The organism is Dactylosporangium maewongense (genome assembly GCF_039531485.1).
GTDB classification, from domain to species: Bacteria; Actinomycetota; Actinomycetes; order Mycobacteriales; family Micromonosporaceae; genus Dactylosporangium; species Dactylosporangium maewongense.
In genome coordinates this window covers 91,955-108,984 of sequence record NZ_BAAAQD010000028.1, presented here as the reverse complement: position 1 = coordinate 108,984, position 17,030 = coordinate 91,955, and the positions used below count along the sequence as shown (strand labels likewise).

At 72.4% G+C, this 17,030-nt stretch carries 22 protein-coding genes; 5 read left to right on the top strand and 17 right to left on the bottom strand.

Translation table 11 applies throughout. The annotated features are described in order from the left end of the window. Positions 1 to 55 precede the first annotated feature (55 nt). Positions 56 to 811: an SDR family oxidoreductase gene (locus ABD332_RS47595; RefSeq protein ID WP_344511540.1), complete on the top strand. Its 756-nt coding sequence runs from the start codon at positions 56 to 58 to the stop codon at positions 809 to 811. After that, complete coding sequence (locus ABD332_RS47590; protein ID WP_344511631.1) at positions 811 to 1,587, top strand: class I SAM-dependent methyltransferase; 777 nt, start codon at positions 811 to 813, stop codon at positions 1,585 to 1,587. Before ABD332_RS47595 ends, ABD332_RS47590 begins: the two co-directional genes overlap by 1 nt. On the opposite strand, the gene ABD332_RS47585 is transcribed toward ABD332_RS47590, so the two are convergent. After that, positions 1,571 to 2,611: a UDP-N-acetylmuramate dehydrogenase gene (locus ABD332_RS47585; protein WP_344511538.1), complete on the bottom strand. Its 1,041-nt coding sequence runs from the start codon at positions 2,609 to 2,611 to the stop codon at positions 1,571 to 1,573. The genes ABD332_RS47590 and ABD332_RS47585 overlap by 17 nt on opposite strands. A 65-nt stretch (positions 2,612 to 2,676) precedes the next feature. On the opposite strand from ABD332_RS47585, the gene ABD332_RS47580 reads away from it, so the two are divergent. Beyond that, a complete protein-coding gene (locus tag ABD332_RS47580; protein WP_344511536.1) occupies positions 2,677 to 3,435 on the top strand; it encodes a maleylpyruvate isomerase family mycothiol-dependent enzyme in 759 nt (252 codons plus the stop codon). Between the two features lie 1,134 nt (positions 3,436 to 4,569). On the opposite strand, the gene ABD332_RS47575 is transcribed toward ABD332_RS47580, so the two are convergent. Then, a complete protein-coding gene (locus ABD332_RS47575) occupies positions 4,570 to 5,445 on the bottom strand; it encodes an EI24 domain-containing protein (protein ID WP_344511534.1) in 876 nt (291 codons plus the stop codon). Between the two features lie 143 nt (positions 5,446 to 5,588). Between ABD332_RS47575 and ABD332_RS47570 the strand changes: the two genes are divergently transcribed. After that, a complete protein-coding gene (locus tag ABD332_RS47570; protein ID WP_344511532.1) occupies positions 5,589 to 5,996 on the top strand; it encodes a GntR family transcriptional regulator in 408 nt (135 codons plus the stop codon). Positions 5,997 to 6,620: 624 nt separating this feature from the next. Here ABD332_RS47570 and ABD332_RS47565 read toward each other — a convergent pair. From ABD332_RS47565 to mtfM, 11 genes are all read right to left on the bottom strand, one after another. Then, entirely contained in the window at positions 6,621 to 7,358 is a 738-nt protein-coding gene (locus ABD332_RS47565) for an alanyl-tRNA editing protein (RefSeq protein WP_344511530.1), read from the bottom strand. A gap of 132 nt (positions 7,359 to 7,490) precedes the next feature. Continuing rightward, positions 7,491 to 8,405: an alpha/beta fold hydrolase gene (locus ABD332_RS47560; RefSeq protein ID WP_425552403.1), complete on the bottom strand. Its 915-nt coding sequence runs from the start codon at positions 8,403 to 8,405 to the stop codon at positions 7,491 to 7,493. 280 nt (positions 8,406 to 8,685) lie between these two features. After that, a complete protein-coding gene (locus ABD332_RS47555; protein ID WP_344511528.1) occupies positions 8,686 to 9,012 on the bottom strand; it encodes a DUF2516 family protein in 327 nt (108 codons plus the stop codon). A gap of 68 nt (positions 9,013 to 9,080) precedes the next feature. Next, on the bottom strand, positions 9,081 to 9,569 hold the full coding sequence (locus ABD332_RS47550; RefSeq protein ID WP_344511527.1) for a hypothetical protein: 489 nt from the start codon (positions 9,567 to 9,569) through the stop codon (positions 9,081 to 9,083). Next, positions 9,566 to 9,979 carry a helix-turn-helix domain-containing protein gene (locus tag ABD332_RS47545; RefSeq protein ID WP_425552402.1) on the bottom strand — a complete coding sequence of 138 codons (414 nt, stop codon included), beginning with the start codon at positions 9,977 to 9,979 and terminating at the stop codon, positions 9,566 to 9,568. The genes ABD332_RS47550 and ABD332_RS47545 overlap by 4 nt, the downstream gene beginning before the upstream one ends. A gap of 69 nt (positions 9,980 to 10,048) precedes the next feature. Continuing rightward, entirely contained in the window at positions 10,049 to 10,996 is a 948-nt protein-coding gene (locus ABD332_RS47540) for an asparaginase (RefSeq protein ID WP_344511525.1), read from the bottom strand. Positions 10,997 to 11,170: 174 nt separating this feature from the next. Beyond that, on the bottom strand, positions 11,171 to 12,004 hold the full coding sequence (locus ABD332_RS47535) for a beta-keto acid cleavage family enzyme (RefSeq protein ID WP_344511523.1): 834 nt from the start codon (positions 12,002 to 12,004) through the stop codon (positions 11,171 to 11,173). An 8-nt stretch (positions 12,005 to 12,012) separates the two neighbouring features. Continuing rightward, complete coding sequence (gene ygfZ, locus ABD332_RS47530) at positions 12,013 to 13,128, bottom strand: CAF17-like 4Fe-4S cluster assembly/insertion protein YgfZ (protein ID WP_425552401.1); 1,116 nt, start codon at positions 13,126 to 13,128, stop codon at positions 12,013 to 12,015. Further along, positions 13,079 to 13,504 (bottom strand): Fur family transcriptional regulator, encoded by a 426-nt coding sequence (locus tag ABD332_RS47525; protein ID WP_344511519.1) that lies wholly within the window; start codon positions 13,502 to 13,504, stop codon positions 13,079 to 13,081. Before ABD332_RS47525 ends, ygfZ begins: the two co-directional genes overlap by 50 nt. A gap of 22 nt (positions 13,505 to 13,526) precedes the next feature. Next, positions 13,527 to 14,111 (bottom strand): heme-binding beta-barrel domain-containing protein, encoded by a 585-nt coding sequence (locus ABD332_RS47520; protein WP_344511517.1) that lies wholly within the window; start codon positions 14,109 to 14,111, stop codon positions 13,527 to 13,529. After that, positions 14,108 to 14,212: a small membrane protein MtfM gene (gene mtfM, locus ABD332_RS47515; protein WP_033363477.1), complete on the bottom strand. Its 105-nt coding sequence runs from the start codon at positions 14,210 to 14,212 to the stop codon at positions 14,108 to 14,110. Before mtfM ends, ABD332_RS47520 begins: the two co-directional genes overlap by 4 nt. Before the next feature lie 12 nt (positions 14,213 to 14,224). On the opposite strand from mtfM, the gene ABD332_RS47510 reads away from it, so the two are divergent. Continuing rightward, positions 14,225 to 14,599, top strand: coding sequence for a DsrE family protein (locus tag ABD332_RS47510; RefSeq protein ID WP_344511515.1), 375 nt, complete (start codon positions 14,225 to 14,227; stop codon positions 14,597 to 14,599). A gap of 3 nt (positions 14,600 to 14,602) precedes the next feature. On the opposite strand, the gene ABD332_RS47505 is transcribed toward ABD332_RS47510, so the two are convergent. The 4 genes from ABD332_RS47505 to ABD332_RS47490 form a co-directional block, all read right to left on the bottom strand. Beyond that, entirely contained in the window at positions 14,603 to 15,388 is a 786-nt protein-coding gene (locus tag ABD332_RS47505) for a hypothetical protein (protein WP_344511513.1), read from the bottom strand. Positions 15,389 to 15,480: 92 nt separating this feature from the next. Then, the gene (locus ABD332_RS47500; protein WP_344511511.1) at positions 15,481 to 15,792 is read right to left on the bottom strand and encodes a DUF1416 domain-containing protein; all 312 of its coding nucleotides are present in this window, start codon (positions 15,790 to 15,792) and stop codon (positions 15,481 to 15,483) included. Between the two features lie 13 nt (positions 15,793 to 15,805). Continuing rightward, the gene (locus tag ABD332_RS47495; RefSeq protein ID WP_344511509.1) at positions 15,806 to 16,657 is read right to left on the bottom strand and encodes a sulfurtransferase; all 852 of its coding nucleotides are present in this window, start codon (positions 16,655 to 16,657) and stop codon (positions 15,806 to 15,808) included. A gap of 212 nt (positions 16,658 to 16,869) precedes the next feature. After that, positions 16,870 to 16,938 (bottom strand): putative leader peptide, encoded by a 69-nt coding sequence (locus ABD332_RS47490; RefSeq protein WP_313900978.1) that lies wholly within the window; start codon positions 16,936 to 16,938, stop codon positions 16,870 to 16,872. Between the last annotated feature and the right edge of the window lie 92 nt (positions 16,939 to 17,030).

Sequence of the window (17,030 nt, the reverse complement as noted above, 5' to 3'; positions counted from 1 at the left end):
ACCCACCGTTGCGTTCATCACTGCGGTTCGCGGTGCATGCGGGAGGATGGTCGGCATGTCTTCTCCTGTTGCCGTTGTGACCGGCGCTTCCAGCGGTATCGGCGCAGCTACCACCCGCCGTCTGGCCGCCGAGGGCTTTCACGTGGTGGCCGTTGCCCGGCGCGCCGAGCTGCTCTCCGCGTTGGTGGACTCGCTGCCGTCGGCGACCGCGGTTGTGGCCGACATCACGTCGGATGCGGACATTTCACGACTTGTCGACACGGTCGCCGCGTTGGGTGCGCCCGTGGAGCTGCTGGTCAACAACGCCGGCGGGGCCATCGGCGCGGAGACCGTCGAGGAGGCCGACCTCAGCGACTGGCAGTGGATGTTCGAGGTCAACGTGCTGGGCACGGTCCGGGTCACCAAGGCGCTCCTGCCGCTGCTGTCCGCCTCGGGCCGGGCGACGATCGTCGTGATCTCCTCCACGGCTGGTCTCATCGTGTACGAGGGCGGCGGCGGCTACACGGCGGCGAAGCACGCCCAGACGGCGGTCGCGGAGACCCTGCGGCTGGAGCTGAACGGCCGCCCGATCCGCGTCGTGGAGATCGATCCCGGCATGGTGAAGACCGACGAGTTCGCCCTCAAGCGGTTCGAGGGCGATTCGGAGAAGGCCGCCGCCGTCTACAAGGGCGTGGCGGACCCGCTGGTCGCCGAGGACATCGCCGACTGCGTCGCGTGGACCGCGACCCGGCCGCACCACGTCAACATCGACCGGCTCGTGGTCCGCCCGCTCGCCCAGGCCGCCCAGCACAAGGTGCACCGGGTGACGTGATGCGTGTCCTCGGCGCGATCACGCGCGGGACCACCAATCCCAACCGGCTGCGGCGGGTCGACAACTGGATCGCGGTGACGCTCGGCCCGGTGCTGGCCCGCGCCGACGCGCCGCTCGTCGTCGACCTCGGGTACGGCGCATCGCCCGTCACCACCCTGGAGCTGCGCCGCCGCCTGCTCGACCTGCCGGGCCCGCCGGTCCGGGTGGTCGGCCTGGAGATCGACCCGGAGCGGGTCGCGGTCGCGCAGCCCTTCGCCGACCCGCCGTTCCTGGAGTTCCGCCGGGGCGGCTTCGAGCTGGCGGGGCTCGCGCCGACCGTGGTCCGGGCGTTCAACGTGCTGCGCCAGTACGACCTGGAGGCCGTCCCCGCCGCGTGGGCCGCGATGACCGCGACCGGGGCGGTCCTGGTGGAGGGCACCTGCGACGAGCTCGGCCGGCTGGCGTCCTGGGTGACCGTCACCGGCGGCGTGCCGCGGACCCTGACCCTCGCCAGCCGCCTGTCCACGTTGGACACCCCGGCGACCCTGGCCGAGCGGCTGCCGAAGTGCCTCATCCACCACAACGTGCCCGGGCAGCCGATCCACGCGCTGCTGTCCACACTGGACACCGCCTGGCGCGCGGCGGCGCCGCTGTCGGCCTTCGGGCCGCGCCAGCGCTGGCGGCGCGCGGTCGAGGCCACCCGGGACGCCGGCTGGCCCGTCCTGGACCGCCCCGCCCGCTGGCGCCTGGGCGAGATGACGGTCCCCTACAGTTGCCTCGCTACAGAGAGCAGTTGACGAGGACCGGCTCCGGGTGCAGCCGCACGCCGAACTTCTCCTGGACCCCGTGCTGGATCTCGCGCGCCAGCCCGAGCAGCGCGGCGGTCGTGCCGGTGCCCCGGTTCGTCAGGGCGAGGGTGTGCTTGCCCGACAGCGCCACGCCGCTGGCCGGGTCGCCGTAGCCCTTGCCGAACCCGGCCCGCTCGATGAGCCACGCCGCGCTGAGCTTGACCATCCCGTCGGGCGCCGGCCAGGCGGGCGGCTCGCCGGCGGCCCGGCGCACGTGCTCCACCGCGTCCGCCGCCACCACCGGGTTCGTGAAGAACGAGCCCACCGAGAACGTGTCACGGTCCGACGGGTCCAGGACCATCCCCTTGCCGGCGCGCAGCTTCAGCACCGTCTCGCGCACGTCGGCGAGCGGCGCCGACTCCCCCGCCTGCACGCCGAGCGTCCTGGCCAGCTCCGCATACCGGATCGGCGTCGACAGCGGCGACACCGCCAGCTCGAACGTCACCGACAGGACCACGAACCGCTCGTTGTGCTTGAAGACGCTCGTCCTGTACGCGAAGCCGCACGCGTCCCTCGGCAGCGTGACGATCTCGTCGCGGGTTCGGTCGTACGCCCGGACGGCGGTGATCGTCTCGGCGACCTCCTGCCCGTACGCCCCGACGTTCTGGATCGGGGTGGCGCCCGCCGACCCCGGGATGCCCGACAGCGACTCGATCCCCGCCCAGCCGTTGGCGACCGCCGCCGCCGCGACCTCGTCCCACGGCTGCCCCGCCTGGACGGTCAGCCGGACGCTCCCGCCCTCTTCCTGCACGTGGATCCCGCGCTGCCGCAAAAGCACCACGGTGCCCGGAAACCCCTCGTCGGCGATCACGACGTTGCTGCCTCCGGCGAGGACGAGCACCGGTTTTCCGGTTCGTACCGCGGTGACCGCCTCCTCCTCCGAGGTCACCTCCACCAGTTCCCCGGCGGGGCCACCGAGGCGCAGAGTGGTCAGGTCGGCGAGGCTGGGCGCGGACGCGGCTGCTTCGGGCACCGCACCAGAGTAAGGCGTGCCCTAATGTTGGAGCTGCAGCGTCCGGACCGGGAGAGGGATCGCCGATGAGCAAGCCTCAGCTCACCAAGGAGTTCTGGCTCACCGCGCTGCGCGCCGAAGGCGACGCCTTCCGCGCCGCGCTCGGCACCGTCCCCCTCGACGCCGCCGTCCCCACCTGCCCCGGCTGGCAGCTGCGCGACCTGGCCTGGCACCTCACCCAGATCTATGTGTGGGTCAACGCCATCGCCCCCCGCGGCGTCACCGACCGCCCCGACCCGCGCCCCGACACCCCGCTCCCGGCGGACGTCGACCCGGCGGTCGCGTGGACCGACGCCTTCACCGAGCTCCTCGCCACCCTCGACGCCCTGGAACCCGACCTGCCCGCCTACAACTGGGCCCCGCAGGCGAAGAAGGCCGGCTTCTGGCACCGCCGCATGGCGCACGAGACCGCCATCCACCGCTGGGACGCCCAGATGGCCGCGGGCCTCAGCGAGCCCATCGAGCCCCGCCTCGCCAGCGACGGCGTCACCGAGGTCCTCGACACCTGGCTCCCCGCCGGCCGCCGCTCCGGCCCCACCAACCGCGCCGGCATGATCGCCCTCCACGCCACCGACGTCGACCAGGTCTGGTACGTCCGCCTCCGCGGCGCGGGCGTCGCCCTCCTCGACACCGACACCCTCCTCGACACCGACGACCACCACGAACGCGCCACCGCCAGCGGCCCCGCCAGCGACCTGGTCCTGGCCCTCTTCGGCCGCGTAGCCTTCGACACCCTCCTCGTCAGCGGCGACACCACCCTCCTGGAAGGCCTCCGCACCGGCTGACCCCAATTACCGAGCCAGGGACCAGTCCGCACCGAAGGTCTGCGTCACTGGCTCCACACCGAGCGGTTTCAAGCCGGGGTCAGCAGCGGGTTTCGCGGCGCAGGTTCCCGCCGGAAACCTGCGATGGGGGGGGGTTCCGCGTCGGCCGGGTTCGCCCGGAAGTCCGCTTCAACGCCCCGCAATGAGGGTCCACGCCGGAAGTCCGCACCGAGTGCTCCACACACGAGCTCCCCTCAAGGACCTGCGGTGGGGTCCGCGCCGGAAACCCGCGACGTGGACGCTCGCTGGGAGCCGGACCGCCTGCCGGCAGCATGGTCGTCGCCGTGTCCTGCCCGTCCGGTAATGCGCCCACACGGACCTATGGCACGCCCCCTCAGCGACAGGCCCGCCTTGGCGGCACGCCCAACCAGCAGCAGCACTCACCAACACCGGACCAGACTCCCGACCAGCCGCCCCCAGGTCACCGCCGCCGCTCGGTGGCACACCCGACCCGATGGCACACCCCGCCCGGTGACATGGGCCGCCCGACCCGATGGCAGCCTTGGTCGGCGGCACGCCCGGACACGTGCGGCCGGTCGCCGCGACCGGTCGCCGCGTGACGGCGAGCGTGGCCATGGTGGCGGTGATGGTCGCCGAGGTCACCGCATGCCGAGGTCACCGCATGCCGAGGTCACCGCATGCCGAGGTCACCGCGTGGCGGGGCTCGCCGCTGCCCGCCCGGCCGTCACCCAGCGGTGCGGTGGCCTGTCCTCCGTGCCGGGCGCAACGCTCAAGCCTGCCTTCGCGAGCCAAGGCGGGTGACCCGTCGCGTGGGCCGGTCGCGTCGGCGCCATCGTTGACGTGGCGGCGGAGCCGGTGGACAGTTTCCCACTCGCCGAAGCTCTGCCGCACGAAGCCCGACGCTTCCGCCGCAGCAGCGACCGCGGAACCGGGCGCCTCCCCCTGTTGCGCCGGGCGCCTGGCCACGCCGTATCTCAGGACCCAAACGCGGGCGAACCTCCGAAGACCTGACAGACACGGTTGCCTGCCAACCGTCGGCGTTCAGGTCAGACGGCGGCGCGGACCGCGCCGAATGCCGCTTGATAGTCACAAACCGTCATGCATCCTCACTCCCCCCGGTCGGAAGCGGTCAGGTCACAACCGGCCGGCTACTCCCACATCATGCCCGCCAGGTACGACAGTTTCCGGGGCTCGGACGAGCGGGGGCTTGCCGAGGGCGGCGGACGGCTTGTCGGTCGGAAGGCCGAAGAGCCTGCGGGTCAGCAGGGTGCTGCCGGCAACGGCGGCGGGGACGACCAGGACCGCGGCGAAGGGGATCAGCAGCATCACGAAGACCGGCATGCCGAAGCCGAGCGCGAGCGGGCGGTTGGCGCGGAGCATGGCGCGGCGGTCCTTCAGGCGCAGGCCGCGGCGGTTGAACGGGACGCCGGTCAGCTCCACGGCGAGCAGCCAGCCGCCGACCACGACGTCGAGGACCGGGATGACCGTCTGGCCCAGGACCGGGACGAAGCCGAGCAGGAACAGCGGGACCGAGACGACGATGCCCAGCAGGATGAGCCTGATGGAGTCGGCGGCGTTCTTGAAGAACGTGCGGTGCCACGGCAGGTCGGGCAGCCCCGGCGCGCCGCCGTGGTGGTCCTCGACGCGTTCGGAGATGACCTCGTAGAACGGGTCGCCGATGAGCAGGGTCAGCGCCGTGTACGTGAGGACCGACACCAGGGCGGACACGATGACGATGCCCGCGCCGGCGCCGAACCTGATCACGCCCCGCCACGGCGACCCCCAGTCGTCGGCGAACCAGGTGACAGTCGCGGCCAGGTCGCGGATGAACCAGAGCAGGAAGAACCAGGCGGTCGCCAGCAACAGGAAGGAGATGACTGCCGGGATCAGCCCGAGGAGCAGGAGGCGGGGGCTTCGGCTGTACAGCGAGAACCCCCGCCCAAGCAGTCTCGCCCCCTCGGCGAACTCGTCCCACATCGTCTTCAGCGGCGCCACTCCGTCATCTTTCACGACCCAGAGACCGCCCCGACAGCAAGCCCCGGATACGGAGGAGGCCAGTTTGCCGACTCGTGCGTTGCGGTGGGATGATGGTGGGGCCATGTACGCATAGGACGGCAAGCGGACAAGATCATGGGGTTATCTACCGTTGGGGCATGATCGACCGGAGTTCGGATCGGCCGTTGTACCAGCAGCTGGCGGACCTGCTGCGTGAGCAGATTCGGGCGGGAGAGCTGGCGCCGGGGGCGTTCGTGCCGTCGGAGAGCAGCCTGATGCAGGAGTACGAGCTGGGCCGGCCCGCCGTTCGCAACGCGGTGGCGGTGCTGCGGCAGGAGGGGCTCGTCGTGTCGGCCCGGGGCGCGCGGACCATGGTGCGGCCCGCGCTGCAGCGGGAGGTCGTGGAGCTGCGAGCCGGCGACGAGGTGATCGGGCGGATGCCGACCGATCCGGAGCGACGCGACCTGGGCATCGATCCGGGCGAGCCGATTCTCGAGGTGACCAGGGCCGGCGGCGAGAAGCTGATCCTGCCCGCGGGAGCCAACCTGCTGCGAGCCGCCCCCTGAGGTAAGCAGCCGCGAACAAGCGGGCGCAGGAGCCGAGCAGGCCCGGAGCCGAGCGGACGCAGGAGCCGAGCAGGCCCGGAGCCGAGCGGACGCAGGGGCGAGCAGGCCCGGAGCCGAGCAGGAGGCCACGGCGAGTGGGCGCAGGGCGAGCAGGTCCTGCCTGCGGGAGCCGACCTGCTGCGAGCCGCCCCTGAGGTAAGCAGCCACGAACGAGCGGACGCAGGAGCCGAGCAGACCCGGAGCCGATCAGGAGACCCACGGCGAGCAGGCCGTGAGCGAGCGGGCGCAGGGCGAGCAGGTCCTGTCCGCGAGAGCCAACCTGCACAGGTCGGACCCAGCAGCGGGCGAGCGCGGACCAGGCAAGCGGGGCCAATTGGCAGGCCTTGGGCGAGCGTGCCCCGAGCGAGTGAGTGCAGGGCGAGCGGTCCTACCCCTGAACGCCGAGCTGCTGCGGGTCAGACCCCGAGCAAGCAGTAGCGGCCGGAGCAAGCACGCACAGGGCGAGCAGGTCGTGTCCACAGGCGCCAACCTGCCGCGGGTCGGACCCCTGAAGCGGGTCAGCGCGGAGCAGGCGAGCCGGCGCGTACGAGGGCGGCGGGCGGGTGCTGTGGTGGGGAGCGGGCGTCAGTCGGTCAGGCGGACGCGGACTCGGCGGTTGGCCTTGCCTTTGCTCTCGACCTTGACGACCTGGAGGCGGCCGATCTGGGCGGTCGAGGCGACGTGGGTGCCCCCGTCGGCCTGGGCGTCGAGGCCGACGATGTCGACGATGCGGATCTCCTGCTCGTCGGGCGGGATCAGGTTGGACTGGGTGCGGATGATGTCGGGCAGGGCGAGGGCCTCGTCGCGGGCGAGGACCTTGGTGACGACCTTGCGGTCGGCGGCGACCTCGGCGTTGATGAGCTCCTCGAGCCGGGCCTTGAAGTCGGGTGGGACCTCGGGGAGGTTGAAGTCCATGCGGGCCTCGGCGGGCTCCATGGAGCCGCCGGTGACGAGGGCGCCGAAGTCGCGGAACACCACGCCGCCCAGGACGTGCAGGCCGGAGTGGGTGCGCATGAGCTTGGTGCGGCGGTCGTCCTCGATGGCGCCGATCACCTCGGTGCCGGCGGGCGGGAGCGGGTCTCCCTCGGCGGGCTGGAGGTAGAGGTCGTCGCCTTTGCGGGTCCCGGCGATTCGCGTCTGTACCCCCTGCCACAGCAGCACGCCGTGGTCCGGAGGCTGGCCGCCACCGCCGGGGTAGAAGGCTGAGCGGTCGAGCACGATGCCGTCGGTGGCATCGGAGTGCAGGACGACGCACGTCCACTCGCGCAGCGTCGGGTCGGCGAGGTCGAGGCGGGAGGTCCTGCCGTGTTGCGTGACACCCATGTCCGAAACTCTATGTCGGTCCGGCCCAGCGGCGCAGCGCGGTCATGGTCCGATCCCCCTCAGGTCAGTAGTGGCGAAGTTGTCATCCATAGGACAGACGCTCCGGGGTGCCACTCTGATACGTGCCGGGGGTCAGCCGTTCGGACAGTTTCGGTCGGGGCCGAGGTTCAGGAACGTGGAGATCCGGGCGCGCAGGTCGGCGCGCTGGGTCCAGACGACGCCGGGGCGGTCGTACACGTGCAGCTCCGCGTCGGGGAGCGCCTCGGCGAGCTGCTCGGCCACGGTGACCGGGTGCAGCTCGTCGCCCCTGGAGCCGATGACGAGGCACTTCGCGGTGACCGCGGCGAGGTCGGCGCGGTCCTGCACGGCGACCTGGGCGGGCAGGCTGGCCAGGCCCCCGGCGAGCCCGTCGCGCATCAGCTGGTCGAGCCGCTGGCGCAGGAACGCCCAGACCGGTGGCGAGTTGCGGACCTGGGCGGGGACCTCCATGGAGAGCACGTCGGCCACGGCGGCGGCGTCGCCGGCGTCGATCGCCTCGATCAGGGCGGTGAGGCGCTCCTGCGCGGCGGCCGGGCGTGCCGTGTCGAGGACGGCGGGGAGGAAGAAGACGGCGCGCTCGAAGCGGCCAGGGTTGTCGGCCAGGAGGCGGCAGAGGGCGCCGGCGCCGAGGCTGACGCCCAGGGCGCGGGTGGCGCCGGAGAGGTCGGCGACGGCGCGCAGGTCCCGGGCGAGGTCGGCATAGGTCCAGACGCCGCCGGGCGCGGCGGAGTGGCCGTGGCCGCGGAACTGGAAGAAGACCTTGCGGCCGGCGACGGCGCTGCCCAGGGGGCGGGTCTCGGCGATGCCGCTGCCGAGCCCGTGCGCGAAGACCGTGACGGGGTCACCCTCGCCGGTGAGGAGCCACTCCAGCTCGACGCCGTGCGGGGTGGCGATCTGCTCGGTCGGCGGCGCGGGGAGCGTGGGCCGGCCGGTCTGCGGCCCGCGCGTCACGGGCGGGCGGAACCGGTCGGGCCTGCCGTCGGGCGGCGGCGGCCAGCGGAAGTCCATCAGCGGACCGCCGTCACAATCGCCGTCGGAGAAGCCACCAAGCCAGGCGCCGTTGCGACCGCCATCGCACGGGCCGGAGCAGCCGCCGTCACAACCGCCAGCCCAGCCGCCGGCGGCACAGCCGCCGCAGGCGTCGGCACAACCGCCGGCCCAGCCACCGTCACAGCCGTCGGAGAGGCCACCGAGCCAGATACCGGCGCAACCGCCAGGCCGGACGTCGGAGCGACCGCCGAGCAGGGCAGTGGCGCGATCGCCGGGGCAGCCGTCATTCCGGCCGCCATCACCAGGAGCCGTGGCCGTCGACCGCGTCTCGCAGCGCGGGTCTGATGTCGAGCAGGTAGATGGCGAAGATTCCCGCGGAGATGAGCAGGAAGATGCTGAGGTAGCCCATGCGCAGCTGCGGCGCCAGGGCCGTGAGCAGCAGGCCGCCACCGTTCATGGCCAGCCAGACCGTCTTGGACATCGTGCCGATGGCCGGGAACGCGTCGGCTCGCTGGACGAGACAGTGCAGCAACGCCGCGGCGCCCAGCACCAGGCAGAAGACCCACACCGCCAGGTTGATGTACAGCTCAACCCTGTCGTAGAACACCGGCACTGCAGTCACCATCCCCCGAGCTTATTCCGAAGCCCTCCGAACCGTGCGAGACGGTCCGGAGGGCTCCCGACAAACTCCCGTTACTTCTTGGCGGCGGCGGTCTTCTTCGCCGCGACCTTCTTCGCGGGGGCCGGCGTGTCGGTCTCGACGGGCGTCACGGCCGGCGCGATGTCGGCCGGGGTGGGGGTGACGGCGACCTCGGTGGTCACGGTCTTCGTGGCCGGCGCGATCTCGATCTTCGCCTCGGCGGTGCGGCCGCCGGCGACGACCTTCTCGCCGCGGTTCACGAGCTCGGTGTACACGGCGACCGCGCGGTCCTGCGCGACCTGGGCGCCGGCGAGCAGCGACGTGGTGTTGCGGCGGGCCGCGTTGCGCAGGCGGTCGGCGGCCACGGTCAGGTCGGCGCGGAGGTTGGTCTCGGCGACCGCCGGGCGCAGCTCCTCGACCCGGGCGCGCAGCTGGGCGACCTGCGCGGGCAGCTTGCGCAGCTGCTCATAGGCCAGGTCACCGGCGCCTGCGGCGGCATAGAGCGGGGTCGGGATCTTCCGGGTGGTGGTGCTGGTGGTCATGATGACTCCTCTGACTTCGTCGGTGGTGCCGGGTCGGCGTCGCGCCCCGCCCCCGAGGCGGCGCTGTCGGCATCGCTGCGCGAGTTCTCGCGCCGGAACGTTTCGTAGATCTGCGTGAGCGACTGTTTCTGGGCCGTCGTGAGATCACTGTCCGCAGCGATCGCGGCCAGCACGTCGTGCCCCTCGCGCTCGAGCAGGCCGGCTCGCAGGTACATCAGCGGGGTCGACACCCGCAGTGCACTCGCGAGCTGCGCGAGCACCTCGGCGCTCGGCTTACGCAGGCCACGCTCGATCTGACTGAGGTACGGGTTGCTGACGCCGGCTTGCTCAGCAAGCTGGCGGAGCGAGATGCGCGCGTTGCGGCGCAGGTCACGGATGAACCCACCCAGGTCGCGCGGCTCTTCAGTCACATCACCGACCGTAGCTCGCCGTGCTAACTGTTGCAAGCAAAATGCTAACTCCAGCTAGCGTGAAGCCGCTCACCAGACTGTCCGGACCGAACCTACCCGCACGCCGCCGCCCATGACCGGCATGTCCGAAAAGTCACCCAGGGAGAAGCCGAGACGCGCGAACCCCGCGCTCAGCACGGGCAGTCGCGGCCGCGCGGCGCCGTCGTCGATCTTCAGGGCCACCGCGCCGACGCCCGGGACCGCCGCCGCCATCACGCCCTCGGCCCCGATCTTCGACAGCAGCGTGGGGAACGCCCGCATGAGCTGCGTGTCGTGCCCGTCGGCGTCGGTGCCGGAGACCAGGTCGGGGTGGGCGCGCATGGCGTCCGCGACCAGGCGCGGGTGCGAGCCGGACGGGGCCGACACCAGCCGCAGGAACGCCGCGGCCAGCCCGCGCAGCGACACCGCGAGCAGCGGCGCGCCGCACCCGTCGACGCCGACCGCCGCGGCCGGCTCACCGGCGAGGGACTCGACGCCGGTTCGGATCGCCACCTGCACGGGGTGCGCCGGGTCCAGGTAGCCGGCGAGGGGCCAGCCGTTGGCGGCGCAGGTGCGCAGCATCCCCGCGTGCTTGCCGGAGCAGTTCATGTACAGCGGCGACCGCTCCCCGCCCGCCCGGACCACGGCGTCGCGGGCGTCGTCGGACAGCGGGTAGTCCGGCGGGCAGCCGAGCGCCGAGGCGGGGAGGTCGGCGAGCACACCTCGTACCGACGCCACATGCGCGGGCTGTCCACGATGGCTCGCCGAGATGATCGCCAGCTCCGCCGGTGTCGCGGTGAGGCCGGCCGCCAGCATCCCCACCGCCTGCATGGGCTTGTTGGACGAGCGCGGGAAGACCGGGCCGAGCACGTCACCGGCCCACGCCGTGACCTCGCCGTCGGCGTCCAGGACGACGACTGACCCGCTGTGCCGGCTCTCCACGAACCCGTTGCGCTCGACCTCCGCGAGCAGCTCCCCGCCGAGGTACAGATCGCTCATGCCGCCACCTCCGCTGCGCTCCGGCGTCGGCCTGAGCCACACCTGCCATACCGGTTCGCAGCTCCTCCGCTGCGCTCCGGGCCGCTCATGCCGCCACCTCCGCTGCGCTCCGGCGTCGGCCTGAGCCACACCTGCCATACCGGTTCGCGGCTCCTCCGCTGCGCTCCGGGCCGCTCACGCCGGGATCCCCAGCAGCGCGCGGGCGTCGGACGGGGTCATCGGCGGGCGCTGGGCGAGCCGGGCGAAGGCGGAGGCCCGCGCGACGAGCTGCGCGTTGCTCTCCACCGGCGCGCCCTTGGCGTAGGTGACGGTGTCCTCCATGCCGACCCGCAGGTGCCCGCCCGCCGACAGCGACGCGAGCAGGACCGGCAGCGTGCCGCGGCCGATGCCGGTGGCGGAGAACGTGGTGCCGGACGGCAGGTCGCGCATCGCCTGCACGCAGGCGACCAGGGCCTCGGCGGTGGCGGGCATCCCGCCGGGCACGCCCATGACCAGGTCGAGGTGCACGTGCCCGCCGGCGGGCAGCCCGTGCTTGTCGAGCAGGCGGCGCAGCGTGGTGAGCTGGCCGAGGTCGAAGATCTCGTACTCGGGGACGATCCCCCGGTCACGCATGCGGGTGTGCAGCTCGACGATGAACGACCACCGGTTGAGGAACACGTCGTCGCCGAAGTTGACCGTGCCCATCGTGCAGGAGGCCATGTCGGGCCCGGCGTCGAGGACGCGGAGCCGGTCGGACTCCGGGTCGGTGACCGCGCCGCCGCTGGAGAGCTGGACGATGAGGTCGGTCTCGGCCCGCAGCGCGGCGACGGCATCCTTCAGCCGGCCGAGGTCGAGAGTCGGCCGGGCGTCGTCGTCGCGCAGGTGCACGTGGATGATCGAAGCGCCCACCGCCTGGCACTCCTTGCCGGTCGTGACCAGCTCGTCCAGGGTCACCGGCAGCGCTGGCACGTCGGCCTTGCTCGATTCGGCGCCGGTGGGCGCCACCGTGATCAACGTCGTTGTTGTCATGGCTCTTTCTACAGCGGGTCGATCGCGGCCGTGGACGGGCCCACCAGCAATTGACCCCCGTCTTCGTTGACGTTCTGCCGGACGACGGCGAGCGCGATCTGGCCGAGCTCGTAGTGGCGGGCGGCGGTGCCGACGAACCCGACCGCCCGGCCGTCCCGGACGACCTCGGTGTGCGGCGCGGGGAGCTCGTCGGTGGCGATGCCGTCCAGGTGCAGCAGCACCAGCTTGCGCGGCGGCCGGCCGAGGTGGTGCACCCGGGAGATCGTCTCCTGCCCCCGGTAGCAGCCCTTCTCCAGGTGCACGGCGTGCGCCGTCCAGCCGACCTCCGCGGGCAGGGTCTTGTGGTCGGTCTCGAAGCCGAACCGGGGGCGCCGCGCCGCGACCCGCAGCGCCTCGTACGCCCAGATCCCGGCCAGCGGGAGCTGCGCGGCGGCGACCAGGTCGGGCACCGCGGACCGCGGCACGATCAGGTCTGCGCCGCCCTCCACCCGGCGGACCAGCCCGTCGAACGCCGGCAGCGCGGCCGCCGCGTAGCGTGCGGTCGGCCGGGGCGGCACCACCCCGGTCGCGAACTTCGCCGGCGGCACGGGCACCACGTCGGGCGCGGCGAGCGTGACGCCGAGCGCCCGCAGGGCCTCGTCGGTGTGCGGGCCGACGATCGACAGCACCGCCCGGTCGGCGGTCACGTCGGCGGGCTCGACCCGCATCATGAAGATCATCCGGGACAGGAACGTCAGCAGGCCCGCACCGGCCCCCGGCTCCAGGTCCAGCCACGTGGCCGTGCCGTCGTCGACGAGCATCGCGTGGTGCTCCACGTGCCCGTGCGGCGACAGCACGAGCAGCTCCGAGCCGCTCATGGGGTCCAGGCCGGTCAGGTGCTGGGTGGTGAGGCTGTGCAGCCAGGTCAGCCGGTCGGCGCCGGGCACGGCCAGGACGTCGCGGTGCGAGCGGTCGACCAGCCCGGCCCCGGTGTCGAGGATCTTCTGCTCGCGGGCAGGGTCGCCGTAGTGCGCGACCGCGGCACCGTCGGCGGACGAGGGATCGATGGACGCCACGGTAACTGGCTTCACGGAGCTACTCCTCTTTGGAGCCGCAGCTGCCGCACACGCCGAACAGGGCCACATGGCCGATGTCGAGGCGGAAGCCGCGGGTGGTGCGCAGGTCCTCGGCGAGGCCCTCGAGCATGGGTGGCGGCAGCTCCTGCACGTCGCCGCAGCCCCGGCACACGAGGTGGGCGTGCTGGTGCTCGCCGAGCGGGTGGTAGGTGGGCGCACCGTGCGACAGGTGCGCGTGCGTCACCAGCTGGAGCTCCTCGAGCAGCTCCAGCGTGCGGTAGACGGTGGTGATGTTGACCCCGGCGGCGCGCTCGCTGACGTCGGCGTGGATCTGGTCCGGCGTCGCGTGGCGCAACCGGTAGACCGACTCGAGCACGAGCTGCCGGGGCGCGGTCAGCCGCAGGCCCCGCGACCGGAGCACTGCGGCCAGATCATCGAAACCCACGACGTTCAGATTAACGCGCGACTCAGCCCGCGACGCGTTCCAGGCGGGCGGACAGGTGCGGCTGGAGCGGCTGGCCGACTGCGGCGAGGTCGAACGCGTAGAGCAGCGCCCCCTCGACGATCCCGTAGAGCCGCTTGGCGCCGCGGACCTCCTTGGCGGTCGACGTGCGGACCACCGCGTCGGTGGCCATGTCCCACTGCGTGGTGCCCTTGGCCTGGCCGATGTAGAGCTCCATGATCCCGGTCGGCTGGCTGAGCAGCACCTCGACCTCGTCGGTCGCCTTGCCGTCCGCGAGCACCGGCCGCCACCAGCCGGTCTCCCGGTTGCTGGGCTTGATCGGGTTGCCGTCGACGTCGATCACCCAGGCACGCGACTCGTAGAACAGGAACGGCCGCCCGTCGTGGCTGAAGCGGATCTCCTGCGCGTAGTGGAAGCCCTCGATCGTCGGGTAGTCGCCCTGGCCGCGCCCGCGCCACACCCCGACCAGCGGCAGCAGCCCCAGCAGCGCGGGATGGAGGTCCGGGCCGACCCGCAGGTCGTGCGTCTCCTCGTACGGGTACTCCCCGACCTGGGCCAACCCGGCCCATGGCGGCTGTTCGTCTGTCACCAACGCCCCCTCGACACCCTCACCGCGAGATAGATCAGCCCGCCTGCGAGGGCGCCCATCCCGGCGACCAGCAAGCTGACGAACCCGATCTCGGTAACCATCCCCCGAATCCTATGCTGCGAGGCATGGCACGCTCTCTGGTCATCAAGACAACCGCCGGCTCGGACGCCCCGGAACGCTGTTCGCAGGCCTTCACGGTGGCCGCGACCGCCCTCGCCGGCGGCGTCGCCACCTCGCTCTGGCTGACCGGGGAGTCCGCGTGGTTCGCGCTGCCGGGCCGGGCGGCGCAGTTCGAGCTGCCGCACGCGGCGCCGCTGGCCGACCTGCTGGACGCGGTGCTGGCGGGCGGCACGGTCACGCTGTGCACCCAGTGCGCCGCCCGGCGCGGCATCGGACCCGACGACGTCATCCCCGGCATCCGCATCGCGGGCGCGGCCGTCTTCGTCGAGGAGGCCCTCGAGGAGGGCGCGCAGGCGCTCGTGTACTGAGGGCTAACAGCCCGCCGTCGAGGTGATGTGCAGCTCGCTGCCGTCGACGCGCAGGGCGACACCCGCCTCGCCCGCGCGGAAGGCGAAGAGCTTCGGCTCGTCGAGGACGACCGCGGAGGCCGGGACCGTGGTGCGGGACGCGGCGCCGTCGCCGGTGGTGACGGCCTCGACGGTCCACAGGGTGCCGCCGCCGGGGCAGGTGACCCGATGGGTCCGCCACTGCGACGCGCTCTGCTTGAGGGTGTCGAGGACGGCCTGGACGGGCGCGCGGTTGGCGGTCTGTGACTGCGGGGTCGCCTCCTCGACCGGGGCGTCCTGCACCCGGCAGCCGGTGTCGGCGGTGAAGCGCAGCTGACCCGGCTGGATGACGCTGCCGCGCACCGCGACGAACCCACCGGCGTCGGCGGTCATCGAGTGGCTGCTCGGGCCGCTCACGAGGTGGACGTCGTACGACGCGGGCAGGGCCGCCTTGATCCGGTCGAGAACGTCCGGCTCGGTGCCCTTCTTCACGTACACCAGCAACACCCGCTCGAAGCGGGTGCCCTCGCGGGCGGAGGTGACCCGGCAGCTGCGGTCGACGCGCGTGTAGCCGCCGAGCACCGGGACCGAGGTGGCCGGGTCGACCGCGGCGGCGATGCGGCCGAGGGCCTGGTCGGCGATGGGCAGGCCCTGCGCGATGGTGGTCTGGTCGCGGGAGGTCGGCGTGCCGTGGCGCGAGGAGTAGTAGGCGAATCCGGCCACCACGAGGGCCCAGGCCACCGTTGCGGCGATGATCCAGCGACGTTTCACGGCGGCAATCCTCGCAGTCCGGCACAGTGCCGCCAAATGCCGCCGCCCCCCGGGGTTGGGCCCGGAGGGCGGCGGCACGGTGCGTGCGAAGGTCAGGCGACCGCGACCGCGACCTCGTTGATGCCGCGGGCGGCGGCGAGGCTCGCGTCGCCGTTGCCCTGGCGGGACAGGGCGCGCAGCGTCCAGTTGCCGGGCGCGGCGAAGAACCGGAACTGCCCGGCCGGCGAGGTGACGACCTCGGCGGTGAACTCGCCGGTCGCGTCGAGCAGGCGCACGTAGGCACCGCCGACGGGGCCGTCGCCGGAGCTCACGACGCCCGTGATGACGGTTTCCTTCTCGACGTCGACGGAAGCGGGGATCGGCGCGCTCTGCTCGGGGGCGCCGCAGCTGTCAGCAACACTCATGATGCTCTGCCTTTCACGCGTTGCCGGGCTCGTCGCCGACGGCGACGGGGACACCGACAAGGGAGCCGTACTCGGTCCAGGAACCGTCGTAGTTGCGCACGTCGCTGTGCCCGAGGATCTCCTTGAGGACGAACCAGGTGTGCGAGGAGCGCTCGCCGATGCGGCAGTAGGCGATGGTCGCCTTGCTGTCGTCGAGGCCGGCGGCGGCGTAGATCTCGCGCAGGTCGTCGTCGGACTTGAAGGTGCCGTCCTCGTTGGCCGCCTTGCTCCACGGCACGGACACGGCGGTCGGGATGTGGCCCGGGCGCTGCGCCTGCTCCTGCGGGAGGTGGGCGGGGGCGAGGAGGCGGCCCGCGAACTCGTCGGGCGAGCGGACGTCGACGAGGTTCTGCACGCCGATCGCCTTGACCGCGTCGTCGCGGAACGCGCGGATCGACAGGTCCTGGTCGTGCACCGCGACGTAGCTCGTGGCGGGGCGGCTGACCTCGTCCTTGGTCAGCGGGCGCCCGTCGAGCTCCCACTTCTTGCGGCCGCCGTCGAGCAGCTTGACGTCGCCGTGGCCGTAGAGCTTGAAGTACCAGTACGCGTACGCGGCGAACCAGTTGTTGTTGCCGCCGTAGAGGACGACCTTGTCGTCGTTGCCGATGCCCTTGCTGGACAGCAGGGCCTCGAACTGCTCCTTGTTGACGAAGTCCCGGCGGACCTGGTCCTGCAGCTCGGTCTTCCAGTTGATCTTGACCGCACCGGCGATGTGGCCGCCGTCGTAGGCGGCGGTGTCCTCGTCGACCTCGACGAAGACCACGTTGTCGGCACCGATGTTCTGCTCGGCCCAGTCGGCCGTGACCAGTGCGCTCTCGCGACTCATGAGTGTTTTCTCTCCCAGGGACGATTTTGGGGTGGGTCGAGTCGGCACACGGGTCGGGGTGTGCACCACGCCGCGCGCGACCCGAGGGGACGGATCACGGTTTCGGCGATGGGTCTGAGAACTGCCGCGGACTGGGAATCGCCCGCCAGACCCATCGGTCTGGGGCGCCGCTGCCTCGAGCCGTTAGTCGAGCACGCTGCAGGGCCGCACCACTAGGGGCGGCAACACAGGCAGGTGGCCACGCGGCACAGGTCGACCGCGCGCCGTCTGGTGAGCAGCATGCTCATGGTCAGGCAGCCTAGCACCGCCGGAGGTGTCATCCCAGGGTCCGCTTGGTCACTGTCCGCCTGTTGGACCTGATCACCGCCCGGAA

Excerpts from the sequence above, each read along its gene's own strand:
- ABD332_RS47595 (WP_344511540.1), top strand. The coding sequence starts at position 56 with ATGTCTTCTCCTGTTGCCGTTGTGACCGGCGCTTCCAGCGGTATCGGC.
- ABD332_RS47590 (WP_344511631.1), top strand. The coding sequence starts at position 811 with ATGCGTGTCCTCGGCGCGATCACGCGCGGGACCACCAATCCCAACCGG.
- ABD332_RS47580 (WP_344511536.1), top strand. The coding sequence starts at position 2,677 with ATGAGCAAGCCTCAGCTCACCAAGGAGTTCTGGCTCACCGCGCTGCGC.
- ABD332_RS47570 (WP_344511532.1), top strand. The coding sequence starts at position 5,589 with ATGATCGACCGGAGTTCGGATCGGCCGTTGTACCAGCAGCTGGCGGAC.
- ABD332_RS47565 (WP_344511530.1), bottom strand. The coding sequence starts at position 7,358 with ATGGGTGTCACGCAACACGGCAGGACCTCCCGCCTCGACCTCGCCGAC.
- ABD332_RS47560 (WP_425552403.1), bottom strand. The coding sequence starts at position 8,405 with ATGGACTTCCGCTGGCCGCCGCCGCCCGACGGCAGGCCCGACCGGTTC.
- ABD332_RS47555 (WP_344511528.1), bottom strand. The coding sequence starts at position 9,012 with ATGGTGACTGCAGTGCCGGTGTTCTACGACAGGGTTGAGCTGTACATC.
- ABD332_RS47550 (WP_344511527.1), bottom strand. The coding sequence starts at position 9,569 with ATGACCACCAGCACCACCACCCGGAAGATCCCGACCCCGCTCTATGCC.
- ABD332_RS47540 (WP_344511525.1), bottom strand. The coding sequence starts at position 10,996 with ATGAGCGATCTGTACCTCGGCGGGGAGCTGCTCGCGGAGGTCGAGCGC.
- ABD332_RS47535 (WP_344511523.1), bottom strand. The coding sequence starts at position 12,004 with ATGACAACAACGACGTTGATCACGGTGGCGCCCACCGGCGCCGAATCG.
- ygfZ (WP_425552401.1), bottom strand. The coding sequence starts at position 13,128 with ATGTGGCCCTGTTCGGCGTGTGCGGCAGCTGCGGCTCCAAAGAGGAGT.
- mtfM (WP_033363477.1), bottom strand. The coding sequence starts at position 14,212 with ATGGTTACCGAGATCGGGTTCGTCAGCTTGCTGGTCGCCGGGATGGGC.
- ABD332_RS47510 (WP_344511515.1), top strand. The coding sequence starts at position 14,225 with ATGCTGCGAGGCATGGCACGCTCTCTGGTCATCAAGACAACCGCCGGC.
- ABD332_RS47500 (WP_344511511.1), bottom strand. The coding sequence starts at position 15,792 with ATGAGTGTTGCTGACAGCTGCGGCGCCCCCGAGCAGAGCGCGCCGATC.
- ABD332_RS47495 (WP_344511509.1), bottom strand. The coding sequence starts at position 16,657 with ATGAGTCGCGAGAGCGCACTGGTCACGGCCGACTGGGCCGAGCAGAAC.